A 19,467-nucleotide genomic window follows, 5' to 3' on the forward strand; every position below is an offset into this window, starting at 1 on the left:
CAAAACGATCGGCCGCCCCGAAACCTCGTCGACACACGCAGAACGCGGGGCCAGGTTTCCCTGACCCCGCGTTCAGTAACCGTGCTGAGGAACGTCGTGCTAGAAGCCGTATCCCATCCGGCGCGAGAGTTCGGTCGATGCCGCGACCGTGCGTTTGGCCAGCTCGGGGAGGTGTTCCTCGGTCAGCCGGTACACGGGGCCCGACGCGCTGATCGCGCCGATGACCTTTCCGTCGTGGGCGAACACGGGTGCCGCCACCGCGGCGAGGCCGACCTCCAGCTCCTCCACGGCGACGGCGAACCCCTGCTCCAGCACGGTCTCCAGTTCGGCGCGCAGTGAGGCCGCCCCGGTCGTCGTGTGCGGGGTGAAGCGCGCCAGCGGGCGGGCGAGCAGGCCCTCGCGCAGCGCCGGCGGCAGATGGGCGAGCAGCACCTTGCCGCTCGACGTGGCGTGCAAAGGCGTGCGTCTGCCCAGCCAGTTCTGCGCCGTCACGGAGGCGGAGCCGCGCGCCTGCATGATGTTGACGGCGACGTCGTCGTCGAGGATCGCGATGTTGACCGTCTCGCCCAACTCGTCGGCCAGTTCACGGCAGACGGGCACGCCCTCCTGGGAGATGTCGAGGCGCACTGCCGCCGCCCCCGCGAGGTGCAGTACCCCCGCCCCCAGGTAGTACTTGCCGCGGTCCTTGGCCTGCCCGACCAGGCCTCGGTTCTCCAGGACTCCGAGCAGCCGGAACGCGGTGGACTTGTGTACGTCCAGCTCGTCGGCGATCTCCGTGACCCCTGCCTCGCCGTGCCGGGCGAGGATCTCGAGGACACTCACCGCGCGGTCCACGGACTGGACGGCGCCCGCCGCGCCCTTGGGAGTTTTCTCCGGTGCTTTCGTACCTGGTTCAGCCTGCGATTCCTTGCGGGTCATCACTCAACTCTCACCACCTTGCGACCCCTTGAGGGGTCGCATCTTCGAGAAGCCCTTGACGCGACGGGCATCTCGACCGGACTCTGTTGCGCAGAGCGCTCTGTCGTGCGCGATACGAAACTTCATGTTACCGAACAGTCCTGAGTCAGACAGCCCTGGACCAAGAGGGGGGCCCGTGATTCCCGTCTGCCGCCTTGAAGACCTCCCCGATGGCGGATCCGTCCGCATCGACACAGCACCGCCCATCGCCGTCTTCCACGCTGACGGTGAGCTGTACGCCATCGACGACACCTGCACCCACCAGGACGCCTCCCTGTCGGAGGGGTGGCTGGAGGGCTGTCTGGTCGAATGCCCGCTTCACGAGGCTTCATTCGATCTCCGCACGGGGCAGCCGACCTGCCTACCCGCCCGCCGACCCGTACGCACCCACCGGGTGACCGTCGAGGACGGCGTGGTCCATGTCCACCCGGCAGCCGAGGAAGGTACCGCCGCATGAGCACTGTCAACGGAATCACGACCGACTCCGGGATGAAGACCGTGACCGTGGTGGGCGCCTCGCTCGCGGGACTGTACGCCGCCCGCGAGCTGCGCGCCCAGGGCTTCGACGGCCGCCTCGTCATCGTGGGGGAGGAACCGCACCGCCCGTACGACCGACCGCCGCTGTCCAAGGACTTCCTCATCGGGAAGGCCGACGAGGACCAACTCGCCCTCTCCAACGTCGACGAGACGCTGGAACTGGGCGCCGAGTGGATGTTCGGTGTACGGGCCCGCGGGCTCGACGCGCGCGGCCGCACCGTCCTCCTGGAGGACGGTCGCACGGTGTCCACGGACGGGGTCGTCATCGCGACCGGGGCGAGCGCCCGCCGGCTGCCCGGCCCCGTCCTCAGGGGCGTGCACACGCTTCGGACCCTCGACGACGCGCGCTCCCTGCGTGCCGAACTGCTGCGCGGGCCGCGGCGCGTGGTCGTGATCGGCGGCGGCTTCATCGGTGCCGAGACGGCCTCTTCGTGTGCCGCGCTCGGACACGCCGTCACCGTCGTGGAGGCGGCGCCGCTGCCGCTCCTGCCCCAACTCGGGCCGGAAATGGCCGCGGTGTGTGCGGGACTCCACGCGCGCGGCGGGGTGGAACTCGTCACGGGCGTGGGGGTCGCGGCACTCCACGGCGACCTCGCCGTCCACGGCGTGGAACTGGCCGACGGGCGCGTGCTGCCCGCCGACGTGGTCGTCGTCGGCATCGGGGCCGTCCCCAACACGAGCTGGCTCGCCGGTTCGACGCTCGCCCTGCACGACGGGGTGCTCTGCGACGACGGCTGCGTCACGGCGCTGCCCCAGGTGGTGGCCGTGGGTGATGTGGCCCGTGTGGGCGGGGCGCGGGCCGAGCACTGGACGAGCGCCACGGCCCAGCCGCGGGTCGCCGTACGCAATCTGCTGGCGGGCCGCACCGTCGAGACCGTGCGGCCGCTGCCGTACTTCTGGTCGGACCAGTACGGCTCGCGCATCCAGTTCGCGGGGCGCAGGAGGGACGGGGACCAGGTCCGCGTCGTCGAAGGCGCCGCGCAGGACGGGAGTTTCCTCGCACTCTACGAGCGCGCGGGCGTGACCACGGCGGCGCTCGCGGTGAACCGGCCCCGGCCGTTCACACGGGTGCGGCGGGAGCTGACGCGCGGCGAGGCGCGACCGGTCGTGCCGAGCGTCGCGGAGCCGGTCGCGCTGTGACGGTGGCTCTCGCCTGAGCGCGGTCCGTCCCGACGTGGGCGCGGGTGTGGCCTGGGCGGGCTCCACGTCCTCGCCCCGATCTCACCCGCACCTATCTACGCAGTTGCACGCAGGCGCACATGGCCGCACACAGCTACCGACGCTCTACCTGCACGCGCCTACGTATGCGTCAGCTGTCCGGCCCCTTCGCGCCTCCGTATGCGCTCCGGGGCCGGACGGCCCTGCGCACGTGCCTGCCGACGCGCCTGGCGCCGCTCCCTGCGCAGCTGCCGCGCCGTGCTGTTCGGCGCGGACACCACTCCGTTGCGCTGGTTCCACACCTGTCGGGTCACCCAGACGTCCAGCACGCCCCAGGTCGCCACGACCGTGCTCCCCACGCTGCTCAGCACCATGGGGAACGCGAGCCAGGAGTCGGCGAGGGTGCACAGGAACGCGATCACCGCCTGTATCAGGGTCAGCGCGACGATGAGCACCGCCCGTACCGCCGCCGTCCGCACCGGATCGGGCATCCGCCGCCGCCTCGCCGGCTCCTCGACCCACAACTCCCCGCGCCGCTCTGCCGTGCCCATCAGTTCGTCACTCCCCCCGCCGTCACAGCCCGCCGCCCCGAGTGCTCCCGCACCGGGGCTCTTGGATGGCTGCCCGGATTGCGCCGCTTTACGCTGCCCGCTCACTTCGTGCGGGCCTCATCACCTATGACCCGTAAGGAAGGACGTACGGCGGCGTCGAAAGATTCCCCCGGATTGCGGCGGTCACTTCCGTCCCGCCGAAGATCGATCGATTCCGGCCAACTGCCGTCCGCGTCCAGCCGGATGATGCCGGATTCTGAGCGCCACTTTGCGGGATGCAATCTCCCGCAATGCCCGGACACATGCTGACGTCCCTCTCCACTCGCCACCGGACAGCATCCGGACAGGCCTTCGAGTTGCTCCTGCGTCAGTAGTAGGCTCGCGCCGTTTGTTGCCGCACATGTGTACCCCTGACCGCAGGGGTCGATCTGGGGGAGGCCATGCGCTTTCGCGGGAAGTCCATCCGCCGGAAGATCGTGGCGTTGCTCCTGGTACCGCTGGTATCCCTGACCGCCATCTGGGCTTTCTCCACGGTGATCACGGGCCGCGCCGCGACTCAGCTGCTGTCGTCGGGAAGGGTCGCCGACGAGATCGGCTACCCGATCGCCGACGCCGGGCGGATCCTTCAGGACGAGCGCCGCCAGACCCTCGTCTATCTGGCCGACCCCCGGGCCTCCGACGCCCTCTCCGAGCTGCGCAGCCGCCGCAGTGCCTCCGACGAGGCGATGACCCGGATCAGGACGAAGGCCGAGAACTCCGAGATCCGCGACGACATGAGCGACGACTCCCGGCGCCGCATCACCACCGTCGTCGAGGGATTCGAGGGCATCGAGTCCCTGCGCCGCAACGTCGACGAAGGAACCGTCACCCGCGAGCAGGCACTCGACTTCTACAACCGCCTGATCGACCCGACGTACGACTTCCTGCTCACGCTCAGCAACTTCGACAACTCGACGATGGACCGCCAGGGCCGCGCCGTCATCGGTGTGCTGCGCGCGCGTGAACTGCTGTCCCGCGAGGACGCGTTGGTCGCCTCCGCGCTCGTCGCCCGCAGGATCACGCACAAGGAACTGCGCCAGGTCTCCGACCTCGTCGCCCAGCGCGGCATCCTGTACGACACCAGCCTCGCGCTGCTCCCCGACGACGACCGCGCCCAGTTCGAGCGCTACTGGAAGAGCGCCGACACAGCGGCCCTGCGCACGGCGGAGAACACCCTCGCCGACTCCGCTGCGGGCACCCCCAGGGGCGTCACCGCACGTGCCTGGGACGACGCCTCGGGCCAGGTGCTCGACGAGCTCATCAAGCGCGACACAGCCGCCACGGAGCGTTACCAGGACCGGGGGCGCCCCGTCGCGATCGAGGTCTTCCTGCAGGCCGGTGTCGCCGGCGTGCTCGGCCTGCTCGCGCTGCTGCTCTCGCTGTTCCTTTCCGTGCGCATCGGCCGCAGCCTCGTCCGCGACCTGCGGCGGCTGCGCCTGGAGGCCCACGAGGCATCCGGAGTCCGGCTGCCCAGCGTGATGCGCCGCCTCGCCGCCGGCGAACGCGTCGACGTGGAGACCGAGGCCCCCCGCCTGGAGTACGACAAGAACGAGATCGGGCAGGTCGGCCAGGCACTCAACACCCTTCAGCGCTCCGCCGTCGAGGCCGCCGTCAAACAGGCCGAACTGCGCCACGGCGTCTCCGAGGTCTTCGTCAACCTCGCCCGGCGCAGCCAGGTGCTCCTCCACAAGCAGCTCACCCTGCTCGACACGATGGAGCGCAGGACCGAGGACACCGACGAACTCGCCGACCTGTTCCGCCTCGACCACCTGACCACGCGCATGCGGCGCCACGCGGAGGGACTGGTGATCCTCTCGGGAGCCGCCCCCTCCCGGCAGTGGCGCAGGCCCGTCCAACTCATGGACATCGTCCGGGCCTCCGTCGCCGAGGTGGAGGACTACGAGCGCATCGAGGTCCGGCGCCTGCCGCGCATCGCGGTCACCGGCCCCGCCGTCGCCGACCTCACCCACCTCGTGGCCGAACTCCTCGAGAACGCCACGGTGTTCTCGCCGCCGCACACCGCCGTACACGTCGTAGGCGAGCGCGTCGCGAACGGCTTCACGCTGGAGATCCACGACCGGGGCCTCGGCATGGCGGCCGACGCGCTCCTCGACGCCAATCTGCGGCTGGCCGAGACACCCGAGTTCGAACTCTCCGACACCGACCGGCTCGGCCTCTTCGTGGTCAGCCGGCTCGCCCAGCGCCAGAACGTCCGCGTCTCGCTCCAGCCGTCCCCGTACGGCGGCACGACCGCGGTCGTCTTCATCCCGGACACCCTGCTCACCGACGCCCCCGACACCGAGGGCGCCGGCTTCCGTCTCGACCGTCCGAACGGCCCCGGGCGTGGCGGGGCCCCGGGGCGGCGCTCCCCGAAGCTCTCCACGGCGGGCAGCCCGCTCCCGGGTCTTCCCGCCTCCGTCCTGGACGGCCCCGTGGAGCTGGAGGCGCCGCTGGCGTCGTCGGACCTCGCGCCCTTCCCCGGCGCTCTCGACGACGAGGACAGCGAGCGAGGCGGGCTCTTCCGCCCGCGCCGCCGCTCCGCAGGGCTCCCCGGGGAACAGCACCAGCACGCGCGCGACGAGTTCGAGGACCGGGCCGAGCCCACCCGCCGGGCCGACGGCTCCGATGCCGATGAAGCGCCCGTGCCGCTGCCGCGCCGCAGGGCACCCAAGCTCGTCAGCTCGCACGGCAGGCCCGTCACCCACACGCGGCCCGGCGAGCCGGAACCGGAACCGGACAACCGACGCGCGAACGCCCAGCCCGAGAACCCGGGCAGCGCCCCATCCGAGCCCGCGGCTTCGACCCCGAACACCCCCGGGGACGCGTACCGCCCGGAAACCCCAGAAGCCCCGCAGGGACCCCACGAGCGTCGCCTCACTTCGGGGCCCGTGCCGGACCTGCCGCGCAGGCGCGCCCGCGCCCAGGCCCCGGAGGACGAGGCTCCCGCACCTGACCCGGAGCCGGTGCGCGACCCCGCGCCGGAGCCGGCCGCCGACGCCCCCGTGCAGAGCCTGCCGAGTGGTCTGCCCCGCCGTGTGCGCCAGGCCAATCTCGCCCCGCAGCTCAAGGAAGGACCCGACCTGCGCGCCGACCGCGCCGCGGACCGGGAGGGGCCCAACCACTCGGACAGCCCCGCCGAGCGCGACGCCGACGAGGTCCGCAACAGGATGGCCTCGCTCCAGCGGGGCTGGCGCCGCGGCCGTGAGGAGAACGCCGCAGGCGATGACGCCTCCGACGGCACAGCACAGGGAACGACATCTGAGGGGGACGGTCGATGACCGCACCGAAGGCCGGCGCGCACACCACCGCGAACGGCGGTTCCGGGGAGCTGAACTGGCTCCTGGACGACCTGGTGGAGCGCGTCGCCAGTATCCGCAAGGCACTCGTGCTCTCCGGGGACGGCCTGCCGACCGGGGTCTCGAAGGACCTCACCCGGGAAGACAGCGAGCACCTCGCCGCCGTCGCCTCCGGCTTCCACAGCCTGGCCAAGGGGGTCGGTCGGCACTTCGAGGCCGGCAGCGTCCGCCAGACGGTCGTGGAGCTGGACGACGCCTTCCTCTTCGTCACGGCCGCCGGCGACGGCAGCTGTCTCGCCGTCCTGTCGGACGCGGACTCCGACGTCGGTCTCGTCGCGTACGAGATGACCTTGCTGGTCAAGCGGGTCGGTGTGCATCTGGGGACCGCTCCGCGCACCGATCTGTCCGCCGGCGGGTAGTGGGCCGCTATGAACCCGGACGGGGACGGGACGCAGCAGGCGCACCACTGGTTCGACGACGACGCCGGACCGGTGGTACGCCCGTACGCCATGACACGCGGCCGCACCACCAGCGCGGCCCAGCATCGCCTCGACCTGATCGCGGTCGTCGTCGCCGAACACCGCACCGGCGACCCCGCCGCCGACCAGACGCTGTCCCCGGAGCACGTGGACATCGTCGGACTGTGCCGCGACAGCCCCCAGTCGGTGGCCGAAATCGCGGCGGAACTCGACCTTCCCATCGGCGTCGTACGCGTCCTCATCGGCGATCTCGTCGATGACGAACTGGTCCACGTGACGCGGCCCGTACCCCCGGCCGAACTCCCGGACGAGAGTATTCTGCGCGACGTGATCAACGGTCTCAGGGCGCTCTGACACAGACGTACACCGAGGCCACACACGGGGGTGGGGACCAGGCGAGCAGCGGGGCGAACAACGGAGACGCGCGTGACAGGCTGGCAGTTCTGGATCGACCGAGGCGGCACGTTCACCGATGTCGTCGCGCGGCACCCCGACGGACGCCTGCTCACCCACAAGCTCCTGTCCGACAACCCCGGCCGCTACCACGACCCCGCCGTCGCCGGAATCCGTGAACTCCTCGACAGCGAAGGCGAGTCGGGGCACGGCCGCGTTGACTCCGTCCGCATGGGCACCACCGTCGCCACCAACGCCCTCCTGGAACGCAAGGGCGAACGCACCGCGCTGGTCGTCACCCGGGGCTTCCGCGACGCCCTGCGCATCGCGTACCAGAACAGGCCCCGCATCTTCGCCCGCCGCATCGAACTGCCCCAGCTGCTCCACGAACGGGTCATCGAGGCCGACGAGCGCATCGGCGCCCACGGCGACGTCCTCACCCCCCTCGACACGGACGCACTCGAAGTGTCGCTGCGCCAGGCGTACGACGACGGGATCAGGGCCCTCGCCGTCGCCTGCATGCACAGCCACCTGTACCCCGACCACGAGCGGCAGATCGGTGCCCTCGCTGCCCGGATCGGCTTCCCGCAGATCTCGCTCTCCAGCGAGGTCAGCCCGCTGATGAAACTCGTCCCGCGCGGGGACACGACGGTCGTCGACGCCTATCTGTCGCCGGTCCTGCGCCGCTACGTCCAGCAGGTGGCGGACCAACTCGCCGGCGTGCGCCTGATGTTCATGCAGTCCAACGGCGGGCTCACCGAGGCCGGGCAGTTCCGCGGGAAGGACGCCATCCTGTCCGGCCCCGCCGGCGGCATCGTCGGCATGGCCCGCGTGTCCCGGCTGGCCGGCTTCGACCGCGTCATCGGATTCGACATGGGCGGCACGTCGACGGACGTGTCGCACTACGCGGGGGAGTACGAGCGCGTCTTCACCACGCAGATCGCCGGCGTGCGGCTGCGGGCCCCCATGCTCGACATCCATACCGTCGCAGCCGGTGGCGGCTCCGTCCTCCATTTCGACGGCAGCCGCTACCGCGTGGGGCCCGACTCCGCGGGCGCCGACCCGGGTCCCGCCTGCTACCGCGGCGGTGGCCCGCTCACCGTCACCGACGCGAACGTGGCCCTCGGGCGTATCCAACCCGCCCATTTCCCCCGGGTGTTCGGCCCCGACGGGGACCAGCCCCTGGATCACACCCTCGTACGGGACCGCTTCGCCGTGCTCGCCCGCGAGATCCGCGACCGCACCGGCGACGACCGCACCCCCGAACAGGTCGCCGAGGGCTATCTGCAGATCGCCGTCGCCAACATCGCGAACGCCGTGAAGCGGATCTCCGTCCAGAAGGGCCACGACGTCACCGGCTACGCCCTCACCACATTCGGCGGGGCCGGTGGCCAGCACGCGTGCCGGGTCGCCGACTCGCTCGGGATCCGCACCGTCCTCGTACCGCCCATGGCGGGAGTCCTGTCCGCGCTCGGCATCGGTCTCGCCGACACGACCGCCATGCGCGAGCAGTCCGTCGAGTCGCCGCTCGAACCGTCCGCCATGCCACACGTCCACAAGACCGCCGACGACCTGGAGGGCGCGGCCCGCGCCGAACTCCTCGCCGAGGACGTGCCCGAGAACCGCATCCGCGTCGTCCGCCGCGCCCAACTGCGCTACGACGGCACCGACACCACGCTCACCGTGGAACTCACGCGCCCCGACGCGATGCGCACCGCCTTCGAAGAACGCCATCGCGCCACCTACTCCTTCACCCTCGACCGCCCTCTCGTCGTCGAAGCACTCTCCGTCGAAGCAACCGGCCTCACCGCACCCCCCGATCTGTCCGCCCTCGCACCCCGCTCGGCCCCGCCCGCCACCCCGGAGACCGTCAGCCTCCACACCGGCGGCACCTGGCGCGACGTGCCCCTGCACCGACGCGACCAACTCCCGCCCGGCGAGAGCGTCACCGGGCCCGCGATCATCGCCGAGTCCGGCTCGACGACGGTCGTGGACGACGGCTGGCGGGCGGCCGTGACGGACGACGGTCACCTGATCATGGAACGCGCGGCGGTCACGGAGAGTTCCGACATCGGCACGGCAGCCGACCCCGTGCTCCTCGAGGTCTTCAACAACCTCTTCATGTCGATCGCCGAACAGATGGGCGCCAGGCTGGAGTCCACCTCCCAGTCGGTCAACATCAAGGAACGCCTCGACTTCTCCTGCGCGCTCTTCGACCCCGACGGAAGCCTCGTCGCCAACGCCCCCCACATCCCCGTCCACCTGGGATCCATGGGCACCAGCGTCAAGGAGGTCATCCGCCGCCGCGGCACGCGCATGCGGCCGGGCGACACCTATGCCGTCAACGACCCCTACCACGGGGGCACCCACCTCCCCGACGTCACCGTCATCACCCCGGTCTTCGACACGGAGGGTGAGCGGATCCTGTTCTACGTCGCCTCGCGCGGCCACCACGCGGAGATCGGCGGCATCGCCCCCGGCTCCATGCCCGCGGGCAGCCGCACCATCGACGAGGAAGGCATCCTGTTCGACAACTGGCTGCTCGTCGAAGGGGGCCGCTTCCGCGAGGCGGAGACCCTGAGCCTGCTCACCGGCGGCCCGTATCCGTCCCGCAACCCGCGGACCAACCTCGCCGACCTGCGCGCCCAGATCGCCGCGAACCAGAAGGGTGTCGACGAAGTCGCCCGCATGATCGACCACTTCGGGCTCGACGTGGTCCAGGCCTACATGAAGCACGTCCAGGACAACGCCGAAGAGGCGGTGCGCCGCGTTGTCGACGCACTACAGGACGGTGAGTTCGCCTACGAGACCGACTCGGGCGCCGTGATCAGCGTCCGCGTCACCGTGGACCGCGAACAGCGCAGCGCGACCGTCGACTTCACCGGCACCTCGCCCCAGCTCGCCACCAACTTCAACGCGCCCTTCGCCGTCGTCAACGCGGCCGTCCTGTACGTCTTCCGCACCCTCGTGGACGACGACATCCCCCTGAACGACGGCTGCCTGCGCCCCCTGCGCATCGTCGTCCCGCCGGGCTCGTTCCTCGCCCCCGAGCCACCCGCCGCCGTCGTCGCCGGCAATGTGGAGACCTCCCAGGCCATCACCGGCGCCCTCTACGCGGCCCTGGGCGTCCAGGCCGAGGGCTCCGGGACGATGAACAACGTGACCTTCGGCAACGAGAGCCACCAGTATTACGAGACCGTGGCCTCGGGCTCCGGAGCAGGCGACGGCTTCCACGGAGCGCCCGTCGTGCAGACCCACATGACCAACTCGCGGCTCACCGACCCCGAGGTGCTGGAGTGGCGACTGCCCGTCCTGCTCGAGGAGTTCGCCGTGCGACGCGGCAGCGGGGGCCCGGGCCGGTGGCACGGTGGCGACGGCGCCGTGCGCCGCCTCCGCTTCCTCGAACCCATGACTGTGTCCACCCTCTCGCAGCACCGCAGAGTCCCGCCGTACGGCATGGCGGGCGGTGGGCCGGGGGCCCTGGGCGCCAACTCCGTGGAACACCCCGACGGCACGGTCGACCGGCTCGCCGGCAGCGACTCGGCGGACGTGCTCCCCGGCGACGTACTCGTCATCGAAACCCCCGGAGGCGGCGGATACGGTCCGCCGCCGCCCGCCGGGAACGACCACAGCGACAGCAGTGAGGCAGGAGAAGAGACCCATGATCTTCGGGCGTTCTGAGCGCGGCAAGCCCCCCGTGGAGCCCGTCACGCTCAAGATCCTCGTGGCCGGCGGATTCGGCGTGGGCAAGACGACGCTCGTCGGCGCGGTCAGCGAGATCAAGCCCCTGCGCACTGAGGAGCTGCTCAGCGAGGCGGGTCGCCCGCTCGACGACACCCGGGGCGTCGAGGGCAAGCACACCACCACCGTCGCCATGGACTTCGGGCGGATCACGCTCCGCGAGGACCTGGTGCTCTACCTCTTCGGCACGCCCGGGCAGGACCGCTTCTGGTTCCTGTGGGACGAGCTGGCGACCGGCGCCCTGGGCGCCGTCGTCCTCGCCGACACCCGCCGCCTGGAGGACTGCTTCGCCGCCGTCGACTACTTCGAACGGCGCTCCATACCCTTCGTCGTGGGCGTCAACTGCTTCGAGGGATCGGCCCGTTACCCTGCCGACGCCGTACGCCAGGCCCTCGACCTCGACTCCGACGTGCCCGTCCTGCTGTGCGACGCGCGCGAGAAGGAGACCGTCAAGGAGGTCCTCATCGGCGTCGTCGAGCACGCGATGGCCGTGGGCGCGCGCCGCCGCCAGCCGGCCACCACCTGACCCGCGAGCGCGGGAACAGAGGGCATGGGAACGGCCCGCACCCTCGCCGACCGGGGTGCGGACCGTCGTCCACGCGCGCGTGGCCCTCACGAAGGCCACGCGCGAGTCACAAGCGGCGCGCGCCGCGCCTCACGCCTCGTCGTCGTGCCAGCCGAAGCTCTTCTCCACGGCCTTGCGCCAGTTGCGGTACTCGCGCTCACGTGTCCCGCCGTCCATGGCCGGCGTCCACTCCACGTCGCGCTGCCAGTGCGCCTTGAGCTCGTCCAGGTCGTTCCACACTCCCGTCGCGAGGCCGGCGGCGTACGCGGCGCCCAGGCACGTCGTCTCCGAAACCCGCGGCCGAATCACCGGCACCCCCAGAACGTCCGCCTGATGCTGCATCAGGAGATTGTTCTTGGTCATGCCGCCGTCGACCTTCAGCGTCGTGATCTGCACCCCGGAGTCCTGGTACATCGCGTCGACGACCTCGCGCGTCTGCCAGCTCGTCGCCTCCAGGACGGCCCGCGCCAGATGGGCCTTGGTGACGTACCGCGTCAGGCCCGTGACGACACCGCGGGCGTCCGAGCGCCAGTACGGCGCGAACAGACCCGAGAACGCGGGCACGATGTAGGCGCCGCCGCTGTCGCTCACACTCGCCGCGAGCGTCTCGATCTCGTCGGCCGTGCGGATGATCCCGAGCTGGTCGCGGAACCACTGCACCAGAGCGCCGGTGATGGCGATCGACCCTTCGAGGCAGTACACGGGCGCCTCGGAGCCGATCTTGTACCCCATCGTGGTGAGCAGCCCGTTCTTCGAGGGGACGGGCCGGTTCCCGGTGTTGAGCAGCAGGAAACTGCCCGTGCCGTACGTGTTCTTGGCCGTTCCCGTGTCGTAGCAGGCCTGACCGAAGATCGCTGCCTGCTGGTCGCCGAGAGCGGACGCGACCGGCACCCCGGCGAGCTGGCCGACGGCCGTCCCGTAGACCTCGGCCGACGACCTGATCTCCGGAAGCACCGCCTCCGGCACGTTCATCGCCGACAGGATCCCCTGGTCCCACTGGAGCGTCTCCAGGTTCATCAGCATGGTGCGCCCGGCGTTGGTCACGTCGGTGACGTGTACGCCGCCGTCCGTGCCGCCGGTCAGGTTCCAGATGAGCCAGGAGTCGATGGTGCCGAACGCGATCTCGCCCCGCTCGGCACGCGTGCGCAGCCCCGGGACGTTGTCGAGCAGCCAGGCCGCCTTGGGCCCGGAGAAGTAGCTCGCGAGCGGCAGGCCCGTCTGCTCGCGGAAGCGGTCCTGCCCGTCCGTCCCGCCGAGTTCGTTGCACAGGGCCGACGTGCGGGTGTCCTGCCACACGATCGCGTTGTGCACGGGCCTGCCCGTGGCCCGGTCCCAAAGGACCGTCGTCTCCCGCTGGTTGGTGATGCCGAGCGCGCTGAGGTCGTCGGCCCGCAGCCCGGCCTTGGCGAGCGCCCCGGCGACCACGGCCTGCACCTTCGACCAGATCTCGGTGGCGTCGTGCTCCACCCAGCCGGGCTTCGGGAAGATCTGCCGGTGCTCACGCTGGTCGACGGCGACGATCTCGCCGCCGTGGTTGAAGATGATGCAGCGGCTCGACGTGGTGCCCTGGTCGATGGCGGCGACGTACTTCACATCGTTGTCGGGCATGTGACTCCCCTTCGTCTTCGTCCGAGGTCCCCGCGCGCGGGGACGCTGAAGCGACGTGGTGGCGGCGCGGCCGCGGTCAGAACGCCGCGTTGTAGATGAGCCCGGCCAGGGCGCCGCCGATCAGCGGCCCGGCCACCGGGATGATGGCGTAACCCCAGCCGGACGTCCCCTTGTTGGGGATCGGCAGGAACGTGTGCACGATGCGCGGACCGAGGTCGCGCGCGGGGTTGATGGCGTACCCGGTGGGCCCGCCGAGCGAGAGACCGATCCCGACGACCAGGAGAGCCACGACGAGCACCGTCGTGCCGGACTCCCCGAGCCCCTTGGTGAGCCCGAACGCGAGGATGGGCAGCACGAGGGCGACGGTCGCGATGATCTCGGTGATCAGGTTGGCCACGGGGTTGTTGATCTCAGGGATCGTGGAGAAGATCCCGAGCGTCGGAGTGGGCCCGTCGTCGTCCGCTTCGCCGTCGCCCGACTCCGACGTGACGTTGGCGTTGAACTGGGCCAGATAGACGAGATAGGCCAGGACGGCGCCCAGCATCGCGCCGACCATCTGGCCGAGCAGATAGACCCAGACCTTGTCCCACTTGCCGGTGTCCACAGCGATGCCGATCGTCACCGCCGGGTTGAGCTGACCCCCGGACAGCGGCGCGGCGGTGTACGCCCCGGCCAGCACGCCGAAGCCCCAGCCGAACGCGATGACGACCCATCCCGAGGCTCTCGCCTTGGAATGCTTGAGCGTGACTGCGGCGCACACGCCGGCGCCGAACAGGATCAGGATCGCGGTACCGATGACCTCACCGACGAAGATGTCTCCATTGCTCATGGCGGCTCCTAGGCCCTCGCCCGGAGCGATACGCCCCGGTCCTCAGTGCAGGGTGCGTTTTCCATGGCTGGTGCTGGTTCTGGGTGGCTCTGGCTGCCACGGCCGACGGCAAGGGTTCCCGCGCCCCGCCCGGCGCCCGCGACAAGCGTTCCTGCTCGGTCGGACCGCCCGTATCGCCGGTGGGGGAAGGCCCTGACCTGCCCGAACGCGACAGGAGGAGCCCGACGGACAGGCTGGGGCCCTGAGCGGCGGTGGGACGACGTGCGGCGATGCCGACTGACACCCGGAAGTGTTCACCGGCCGTGATGGAGCGTCAAGGTCGTGGACGGGAACGGTTGGCGGCACCTGCCCGCCCGGCCCGCGGCCGCGTCATCCCGCGGCTGCCCGGCCCGATTCCGCTTCCGCGCGCGGCCCGGTCCCCGTCCACGCCGCCCCGGACGCCGGAGCCGCCGCCGAATACACGCCACGCCGCACCTCGTGCCCGGGCGTGTCCGACCGGCCGATGACCCAACTCGCCCCCGGAAGCGCCTTGGCGGCCTGCTTCAGCGGCGCCAGGGACGCGGCCGCCTGCCGGTGATCGGCGACGCTGCCCGCCGCACACAGCACCGTCGCGAGCGACAGCGTGACGGGTCGTCCGCCCGCCGCCCAGGGCACGTCGAGCACCGCGGACGCCAGTGGATCGAGCCCGTCCGGATCGGCCAGGACCAGGAAGTCGTCGCCCCCGATGTGCCCCACCCTGGTCGTGCCCGACGCGGCCCGTTCCAGGGACCTGCCCACCTCGCGGATCAGATCGTCACCCGCGGCGAACCCCGCCCCGTCGTTGACCTGCTTGAACCCGTCGATGTCCAGCCAGCTCAGGGCGAACCCCCGTCCCTGCGCGATCCGCCGGTCCACCTCGCCGGTGATGGCGTCCGAACCGGGCAGCCGCGTCAGCGGATTGAGCGCGGCCGCCTCCTCGACCCGGCTCTCGGCGAGCGCGCGCACAAGATCGGCGAGTCGCACGATGCCCACGCACCGCCCGCGCCCGTCGACGACCGCGACATCGTCGGCCGTACGGCTGCGCTCGCCGTCCGCGAGTACGTCGAGGACCTCCCAGGCGGTGGCGTCCACGCCCACCGTGCGCGGCGGGTCACCGTGGCGCGCGGCCGGGCGGTCGGCGTAGAGCGCGTGCCCGTAGCGGCCCGACAGGGACAACAGGAAGCGGTCCCGCTGCACCGAACGCACCGGTGCGCCGGCCGAGTCCACCAGGAGCACACCGGATACGTCGGGTGAGCCGGTGAGCAGCGCGCGTACGCGCCCCGCCGAGGCCGAAGCGGGCAGCAGCGCGGCGGGCCGCACGAACTGGCGCACCGGCGGCCCCGACGGCGGCGGTGACGCCACCGGGGGAGTGAGCGCCGGGACGTACACATCGGCCGCCGGCAGCCGCGAGGGCGGCGCGAACAGCTCGCCCTGCGCCAGCTGCGCACCGGCCTCCCGGGCGGCGCCGCACTGCAACTCGGTCTCCACGCCCTCGACGGCGAGCAGCGCGCCCAGCCCCTCGCACAGCGTCCGCATCGCGCTCACCGACGCGGGACGCGACAGCAGCGAGGCATCGAGCTTCACGAGGTCGGGCGCCAGGTCGACCAGGAGCCGCAGCGGCAGGTCGCCGTCACCGACGCCGTCCGCACAGACCCGGAAGCCTTCCTCGCGCAGGGCCGTGACCCCCTCCAGGAGCGCCCGGTGCGGCACGTGGGTGAACGGGGGACCGATGTCGACCGTCACTTCCCAGGGCAGCCGCCCGACGTCCCGGACGGTGTCCCGCAGCGCGGCCAGACCCCCGAGGTCCGCCACCGTCCCCGCGAACACATTGACGTGCAGCGGCAGCAGAGTCTCCCGCTGCGCGGCCGAGCGCACCGCCAACGCGGCGAGACGGCCGTCGAGTTCGGGGTCGCGCCGGGCCTGTGCCAGCACGTCACCGACCTCCGGACGAGCGAGTATCTCCAGGGCCGCCACGGCTCCGGTCGTCAGGTTGACGACCGGCTGGAAGGCGAAACGGAGAGCGTCCGTCCAGGAAGGCACGGAAGCATAATGGCGCCCCTGTCGCGCGCCCAGGCGCAGTTCACGAGCTGTTCACGCACCCTTTTCGGCCGAACACGCAGCGTACGGATCTCTCGGGGAGTGCCGGTCAGCGGACCGCGACCACGGACGAGCCGTGCCCGAACAGTCCCTGGTTCGCAGTGATCCCCACGCGCGCGTCCGCCACCTGTCGCGCGCCCGCCGCGCCGCGCAGCTGCCACGTCAGCTCGCAGACCTGGGCAATGGCCTGTGCGGGGACCGCCTCTCCGAAGGAGGCGAGTCCGCCACTGGCGTTCACGGGTATGCGCCCGCCGTGCGCCGTCGCACCCTCCCTCAGCAGCTTCGCCGCCTCGCCCTCGCCGCACAGCCCCAGATCCTCGTACCACTGGAGCTCCAGAGCGGTCGACAGGTCGTACACCTCGGCGAGGGAGAGGTCTTCCGGACCGATCCCGGCCTCCTCGTACGCCGTCCGCGCGATGGAGGCGCGGAAGGTGACGCCGGTCGGCTCGACGGCCGCGGCCGAGTCGGTGGCGATGTCCGGGAGGTCGAGCACCGTGTTCGGATACGTCGGTGTGACCGTCGACACCGCGCGGATCCGCACCGGGTTGCGCACCCCGTGCTTGCGCGCGAAGTCCATGCCGCACAGCACGAGCGCGGCCGCCCCGTCGGATGTGGCGCAGATGTCCAGGAGCCGCAGCGGATCGGCGACGACCGCCGACGCGGCCACCTCGTCGGCGGTCACGGTCTTGCGGAACCGGGCGTTCGGATTGAGCGCGCCCGCGGCCGCGTTCTTCACCTTGACCTGCGCGAAGTCCTCCAGTGTGTCCCCGTGCACGGCCATGCGCCTGCGCGCGTACAGACCGAAGTACGCCGGGTTGGTCGCGCCGAGGACCCGGAACCGCAGCCAGTCCGGATCGTCGTGCCGGTCCCCGCCCGCAGGCCGGAAGAACCCCTTGGGGGCCGCGTCGGCACCCACCACGAGTACGACGTCGGCGAGCCCCGCGAGGATCTGCGCACGCGCCGCGCTGACCGCCTGGGCACCCGAGGCGCACGCCGCGTACACGCTTGCGACCCGCGCGCCCTGCCAGCCGAGCGCCTTCGCGAACGTCGCGCCCGCGACATAGCCCGGGTATCCGCCCCGCACCGTGTCCGCGCCCACGACGGAGTCCACGTCGCGCCAGCCGATCCCGGCGTCGGCAAGGGCCGCCCGCGCTGCCACCGTCCCGTACTCGACGAAGCCGCGCCCCCACTTGCCCCAGGGGTGCATGCCCGCGCCGAGCACCGCCACGTCGTCCGTCATGCCGCCACCCCCGTCGGCCGCCAGTGCCACGTCGTCCAGGTCGTGTCCCCGTCCTCGTCGAGCACGCCGGGCACGACCTCCACCTCCATGCCGACCTCGAGATCGGCCACGGAGAGCCCGGGAACTGTTTGGCCGAGCACCACCAGCCGCTCCGCCTCCAGCTCCACAGCGATCAACGTGTAGGGCTGCCACGGAAGTTCCGGATCGGACACGTACGGTGACGGAGGCCGGTACCGGCTGTCCGTGTAGGACCAGACCCGACCGCGCCGGGAGAGCGGCACGGAGAGCAGCTCCCCTCCGGCGCAGCCGGGGTTGCGGCAGAAGGTGTCCTCGCGGGGGAAGAAGACCGAGGCGCAGGCCGAGCAGCGCGTGCCGAGCAGGCGGAAGTCCTCTCCCTCCCCGGTGAACCAATCGGCCACGACAGGTGTGCGCGTACGCGACAAGGCCCCTCCCGTGCTGGATTCCGACGACGCCACCAGAACACCAGCAGATCTGATGGACCGTCAGAAGTGTGCCATGGGCCGGCCACTCAGGGAACGCCGCGAGACGGGGAAGTCGAAGTACGTGTCCGGGAAGAGCTCAGGCTTGTACGTGAAGTGCCACCACTCCTCGGGCAGGTTCACGAACCCCTGCGCGGCCAGGGCGTCCCGCAGGAGGTCACGGTTCGCGCGCTGCGCCCCCTGGATCCGCGGGTCATCGGTGTGGGCGAGCGTGTCGAAGCAGTCGAAGCCCGTACCCATGTCCACCGAGTTGTCGGGGAAGCGCTCCTTCTTCGGCCCGTAGCAGGGCGCCAGCCGCTCACCGGGCACGTACGCGCGCGTGGGCAGCGCCGGCAGCTTCACGACGGTCAGGTCGAGCGTGGAGCCCCGGCTGTGCCCGGACTTCTCCGCGATGTAACCGTCCGAGAACAGCCGCGTCTTGTCGACCTGCGGATAGAACTCCGCCTTCATCCTCTGATCGTCGAGGTCCTTGGCCCAGCGCACGAAGTGGTCGACCGCACGCTGCGGCCGGAAGCAGTCGTACACCTTCAGCGAGTAACCCCGCTTCAGAAGCCCTGCCTGCGCCTTGTGGAGCGCCTTCGCGGCAGGCTCGGTGAGGATGCACATCGGCTTCTCGTAGCCGTCGACCGGCGCCCCGACGAAGTCGTGCGGAGTGATGTAGCGGATCTCCTGGATGATCGTCGGGTCGACGTCCCGCAACGCCACGAACTGCGGGGGAGCCTTCGGCTCGGGCTTCGCCTGCGCGGCACTGGGAGCGGTGGCGGTCCACAGGAGCGCGGCGGCAGCGGTGACGGCGAGTCTGCGTACGGCAGTTGCTGTTCGTGTCATGAACCCTGCATCTATCAGGATCAAGGGTGGCCAGGGAAGAGCGGCGCTTCGCGATCGGATACAGTCCGCGGCGTGTCAGCACCCCACCACATAACCAACGCCGTTCCGGATTCTCACTGTTCGAGCTGTGGAACCGCCTACGGACCCGACGTCTCGGGATGGCCGCGCACGTGCCCGGCCTGCGCCGACGTGAGCTACCGCAACCCCCTGCCGGTCGCGGTCGCCCTCCAGGCCGTCTATGACAGCCGCGGTTCCGCTCTCGTCGTGATCACCCGGACCATCGCCCCCGCGCGCGGGGGAGTCGCCCTGCCCGGCGGGTTCGTCGACCACAGGGAGGACTGGCGCGCCGCCGTCGTCCGTGAGCTCAAGGAGGAGACAGGCATCGAGGCGGCGAGCCGCGACGTACGCCTCGCCGACGCGATGAGCTCGCCCGACGGACACCTGCTCCTGTTCGGCCTCCTCCCGGAACGCCCGGCCGCCGAACTGCCCGAGCCCGCCGTCACGGACGAGACCGAAGGCTGGCACCTCCTGCGCCGCCCGGCCGAACTCGCCTTCCCCCTCCACACGTTGGCCGCCCAGGCATGGTTCGAGGGCCGCTACGTCTGACGCGCACCGTCGCATGAACGCTCCG

Annotated in this window: 16 protein-coding genes; 8 read left to right on the top strand and 8 right to left on the bottom strand. The window is 71.3% G+C overall.

Annotation, left to right across the window (positions count from 1 at the left end; genetic code table 11):
- Nucleotides 1–99 precede the first annotated feature (99 nt).
- Nucleotides 100–918 (bottom strand): IclR family transcriptional regulator, encoded by an 819-nt coding sequence (locus AC07EJ_RS34695; RefSeq protein ID WP_389488027.1) that lies wholly within the window; start codon nucleotides 916–918, stop codon nucleotides 100–102.
- A gap of 175 nt (nucleotides 919–1,093) precedes the next feature.
- On the opposite strand from AC07EJ_RS34695, the gene AC07EJ_RS34700 reads away from it, so the two are divergent.
- Nucleotides 1,094–1,414, top strand: coding sequence for a bifunctional 3-phenylpropionate/cinnamic acid dioxygenase ferredoxin subunit (locus tag AC07EJ_RS34700; RefSeq protein WP_362908945.1), 321 nt, complete (start codon nucleotides 1,094–1,096; stop codon nucleotides 1,412–1,414).
- 32 nt (nucleotides 1,415–1,446) lie between these two features.
- Nucleotides 1,447–2,634 carry an NAD(P)/FAD-dependent oxidoreductase gene (locus tag AC07EJ_RS34705; RefSeq protein WP_478885743.1) on the top strand — a complete coding sequence of 396 codons (1,188 nt, stop codon included), beginning with the start codon at nucleotides 1,447–1,449 and terminating at the stop codon, nucleotides 2,632–2,634.
- Nucleotides 2,635–2,792: 158 nt separating this feature from the next.
- Here the strand turns inward: AC07EJ_RS34705 and AC07EJ_RS34710 are convergent, their stop codons facing one another.
- Nucleotides 2,793–3,308 carry a hypothetical protein gene (locus tag AC07EJ_RS34710; RefSeq protein WP_389488031.1) on the bottom strand — a complete coding sequence of 172 codons (516 nt, stop codon included), beginning with the start codon at nucleotides 3,306–3,308 and terminating at the stop codon, nucleotides 2,793–2,795.
- A 335-nt stretch (nucleotides 3,309–3,643) separates the two neighbouring features.
- Between AC07EJ_RS34710 and AC07EJ_RS34715 the strand changes: the two genes are divergently transcribed.
- From AC07EJ_RS34715 to AC07EJ_RS34735, 5 genes are all read left to right on the top strand, one after another.
- Nucleotides 3,644–6,520 carry a sensor histidine kinase gene (locus AC07EJ_RS34715; RefSeq protein WP_478885737.1) on the top strand — a complete coding sequence of 959 codons (2,877 nt, stop codon included), beginning with the start codon at nucleotides 3,644–3,646 and terminating at the stop codon, nucleotides 6,518–6,520.
- Nucleotides 6,517–6,957 carry a roadblock/LC7 domain-containing protein gene (locus AC07EJ_RS34720; RefSeq protein WP_389488035.1) on the top strand — a complete coding sequence of 147 codons (441 nt, stop codon included), beginning with the start codon at nucleotides 6,517–6,519 and terminating at the stop codon, nucleotides 6,955–6,957. Before AC07EJ_RS34715 ends, AC07EJ_RS34720 begins: the two co-directional genes overlap by 4 nt.
- 9 nt (nucleotides 6,958–6,966) lie before the next feature.
- On the top strand, nucleotides 6,967–7,371 hold the full coding sequence (locus AC07EJ_RS34725; RefSeq protein WP_389488037.1) for a DUF742 domain-containing protein: 405 nt from the start codon (nucleotides 6,967–6,969) through the stop codon (nucleotides 7,369–7,371).
- Between the two features lie 72 nt (nucleotides 7,372–7,443).
- Nucleotides 7,444–11,091, top strand: a complete 3,648-nt coding sequence (locus tag AC07EJ_RS34730; protein ID WP_478885738.1) for a hydantoinase B/oxoprolinase family protein — start codon at nucleotides 7,444–7,446, stop codon at nucleotides 11,089–11,091.
- Complete coding sequence (locus tag AC07EJ_RS34735; protein WP_389488041.1) at nucleotides 11,072–11,677, top strand: GTP-binding protein; 606 nt, start codon at nucleotides 11,072–11,074, stop codon at nucleotides 11,675–11,677. Before AC07EJ_RS34730 ends, AC07EJ_RS34735 begins: the two co-directional genes overlap by 20 nt.
- A 129-nt stretch (nucleotides 11,678–11,806) precedes the next feature.
- Here AC07EJ_RS34735 and glpK read toward each other — a convergent pair whose 3' ends face one another.
- The 6 genes from glpK to AC07EJ_RS34765 all read right to left on the bottom strand — a co-directional run bounded on the left by glpK (nucleotide 11,807) and on the right by AC07EJ_RS34765 (nucleotide 18,836).
- Entirely contained in the window at nucleotides 11,807–13,324 is a 1,518-nt protein-coding gene (gene glpK / locus AC07EJ_RS34740; RefSeq protein WP_389488043.1) for a glycerol kinase GlpK, read from the bottom strand.
- Nucleotides 13,325–13,400: 76 nt separating this feature from the next.
- Complete coding sequence (locus tag AC07EJ_RS34745; protein WP_389488045.1) at nucleotides 13,401–14,153, bottom strand: MIP/aquaporin family protein; 753 nt, start codon at nucleotides 14,151–14,153, stop codon at nucleotides 13,401–13,403.
- Between the two features lie 369 nt (nucleotides 14,154–14,522).
- Complete coding sequence (locus AC07EJ_RS34750; RefSeq protein ID WP_389488047.1) at nucleotides 14,523–16,211, bottom strand: EAL domain-containing protein; 1,689 nt, start codon at nucleotides 16,209–16,211, stop codon at nucleotides 14,523–14,525.
- Nucleotides 16,212–16,317: 106 nt separating this feature from the next.
- A complete protein-coding gene (locus AC07EJ_RS34755; protein ID WP_389488049.1) occupies nucleotides 16,318–17,508 on the bottom strand; it encodes a lipid-transfer protein in 1,191 nt (396 codons plus the stop codon).
- A complete protein-coding gene (locus AC07EJ_RS34760) occupies nucleotides 17,505–17,951 on the bottom strand; it encodes a Zn-ribbon domain-containing OB-fold protein (protein ID WP_389488051.1) in 447 nt (148 codons plus the stop codon). Before AC07EJ_RS34760 ends, AC07EJ_RS34755 begins: the two co-directional genes overlap by 4 nt.
- A gap of 60 nt (nucleotides 17,952–18,011) precedes the next feature.
- Nucleotides 18,012–18,836, bottom strand: coding sequence for a M15 family metallopeptidase (locus tag AC07EJ_RS34765; RefSeq protein ID WP_389488053.1), 825 nt, complete (start codon nucleotides 18,834–18,836; stop codon nucleotides 18,012–18,014).
- Between the two features lie 72 nt (nucleotides 18,837–18,908).
- Between AC07EJ_RS34765 and AC07EJ_RS34770 the strand changes: the two genes are divergently transcribed.
- Nucleotides 18,909–19,442 carry an NUDIX domain-containing protein gene (locus AC07EJ_RS34770; protein WP_389488055.1) on the top strand — a complete coding sequence of 178 codons (534 nt, stop codon included), beginning with the start codon at nucleotides 18,909–18,911 and terminating at the stop codon, nucleotides 19,440–19,442.
- Nucleotides 19,443–19,467 lie beyond the last annotated feature (25 nt).

This window comes from Streptomyces sp. NPDC045026, from assembly GCF_056432625.1.

Coding starts and splice junctions, on each gene's coding strand:
- AC07EJ_RS34725 (WP_389488037.1), top strand. CDS start 6,967: ATGAACCCGGACGGGGACGGGACGCAGCAGGCGCACCACTGGTTCGAC.
- AC07EJ_RS34705 (WP_478885743.1), top strand. CDS start 1,447: ATGAAGACCGTGACCGTGGTGGGCGCCTCGCTCGCGGGACTGTACGCC.
- AC07EJ_RS34735 (WP_389488041.1), top strand. CDS start 11,072: ATGATCTTCGGGCGTTCTGAGCGCGGCAAGCCCCCCGTGGAGCCCGTC.
- glpK (WP_389488043.1), bottom strand. CDS start 13,324: ATGCCCGACAACGATGTGAAGTACGTCGCCGCCATCGACCAGGGCACC.
- AC07EJ_RS34715 (WP_478885737.1), top strand. CDS start 3,644: ATGCGCTTTCGCGGGAAGTCCATCCGCCGGAAGATCGTGGCGTTGCTC.
- AC07EJ_RS34745 (WP_389488045.1), bottom strand. CDS start 14,153: ATGAGCAATGGAGACATCTTCGTCGGTGAGGTCATCGGTACCGCGATC.
- AC07EJ_RS34755 (WP_389488049.1), bottom strand. CDS start 17,508: ATGACGGACGACGTGGCGGTGCTCGGCGCGGGCATGCACCCCTGGGGC.
- AC07EJ_RS34765 (WP_389488053.1), bottom strand. CDS start 18,836: ATGACACGAACAGCAACTGCCGTACGCAGACTCGCCGTCACCGCTGCC.
- AC07EJ_RS34720 (WP_389488035.1), top strand. CDS start 6,517: ATGACCGCACCGAAGGCCGGCGCGCACACCACCGCGAACGGCGGTTCC.
- AC07EJ_RS34695 (WP_389488027.1), bottom strand. CDS start 918: ATGACCCGCAAGGAATCGCAGGCTGAACCAGGTACGAAAGCACCGGAG.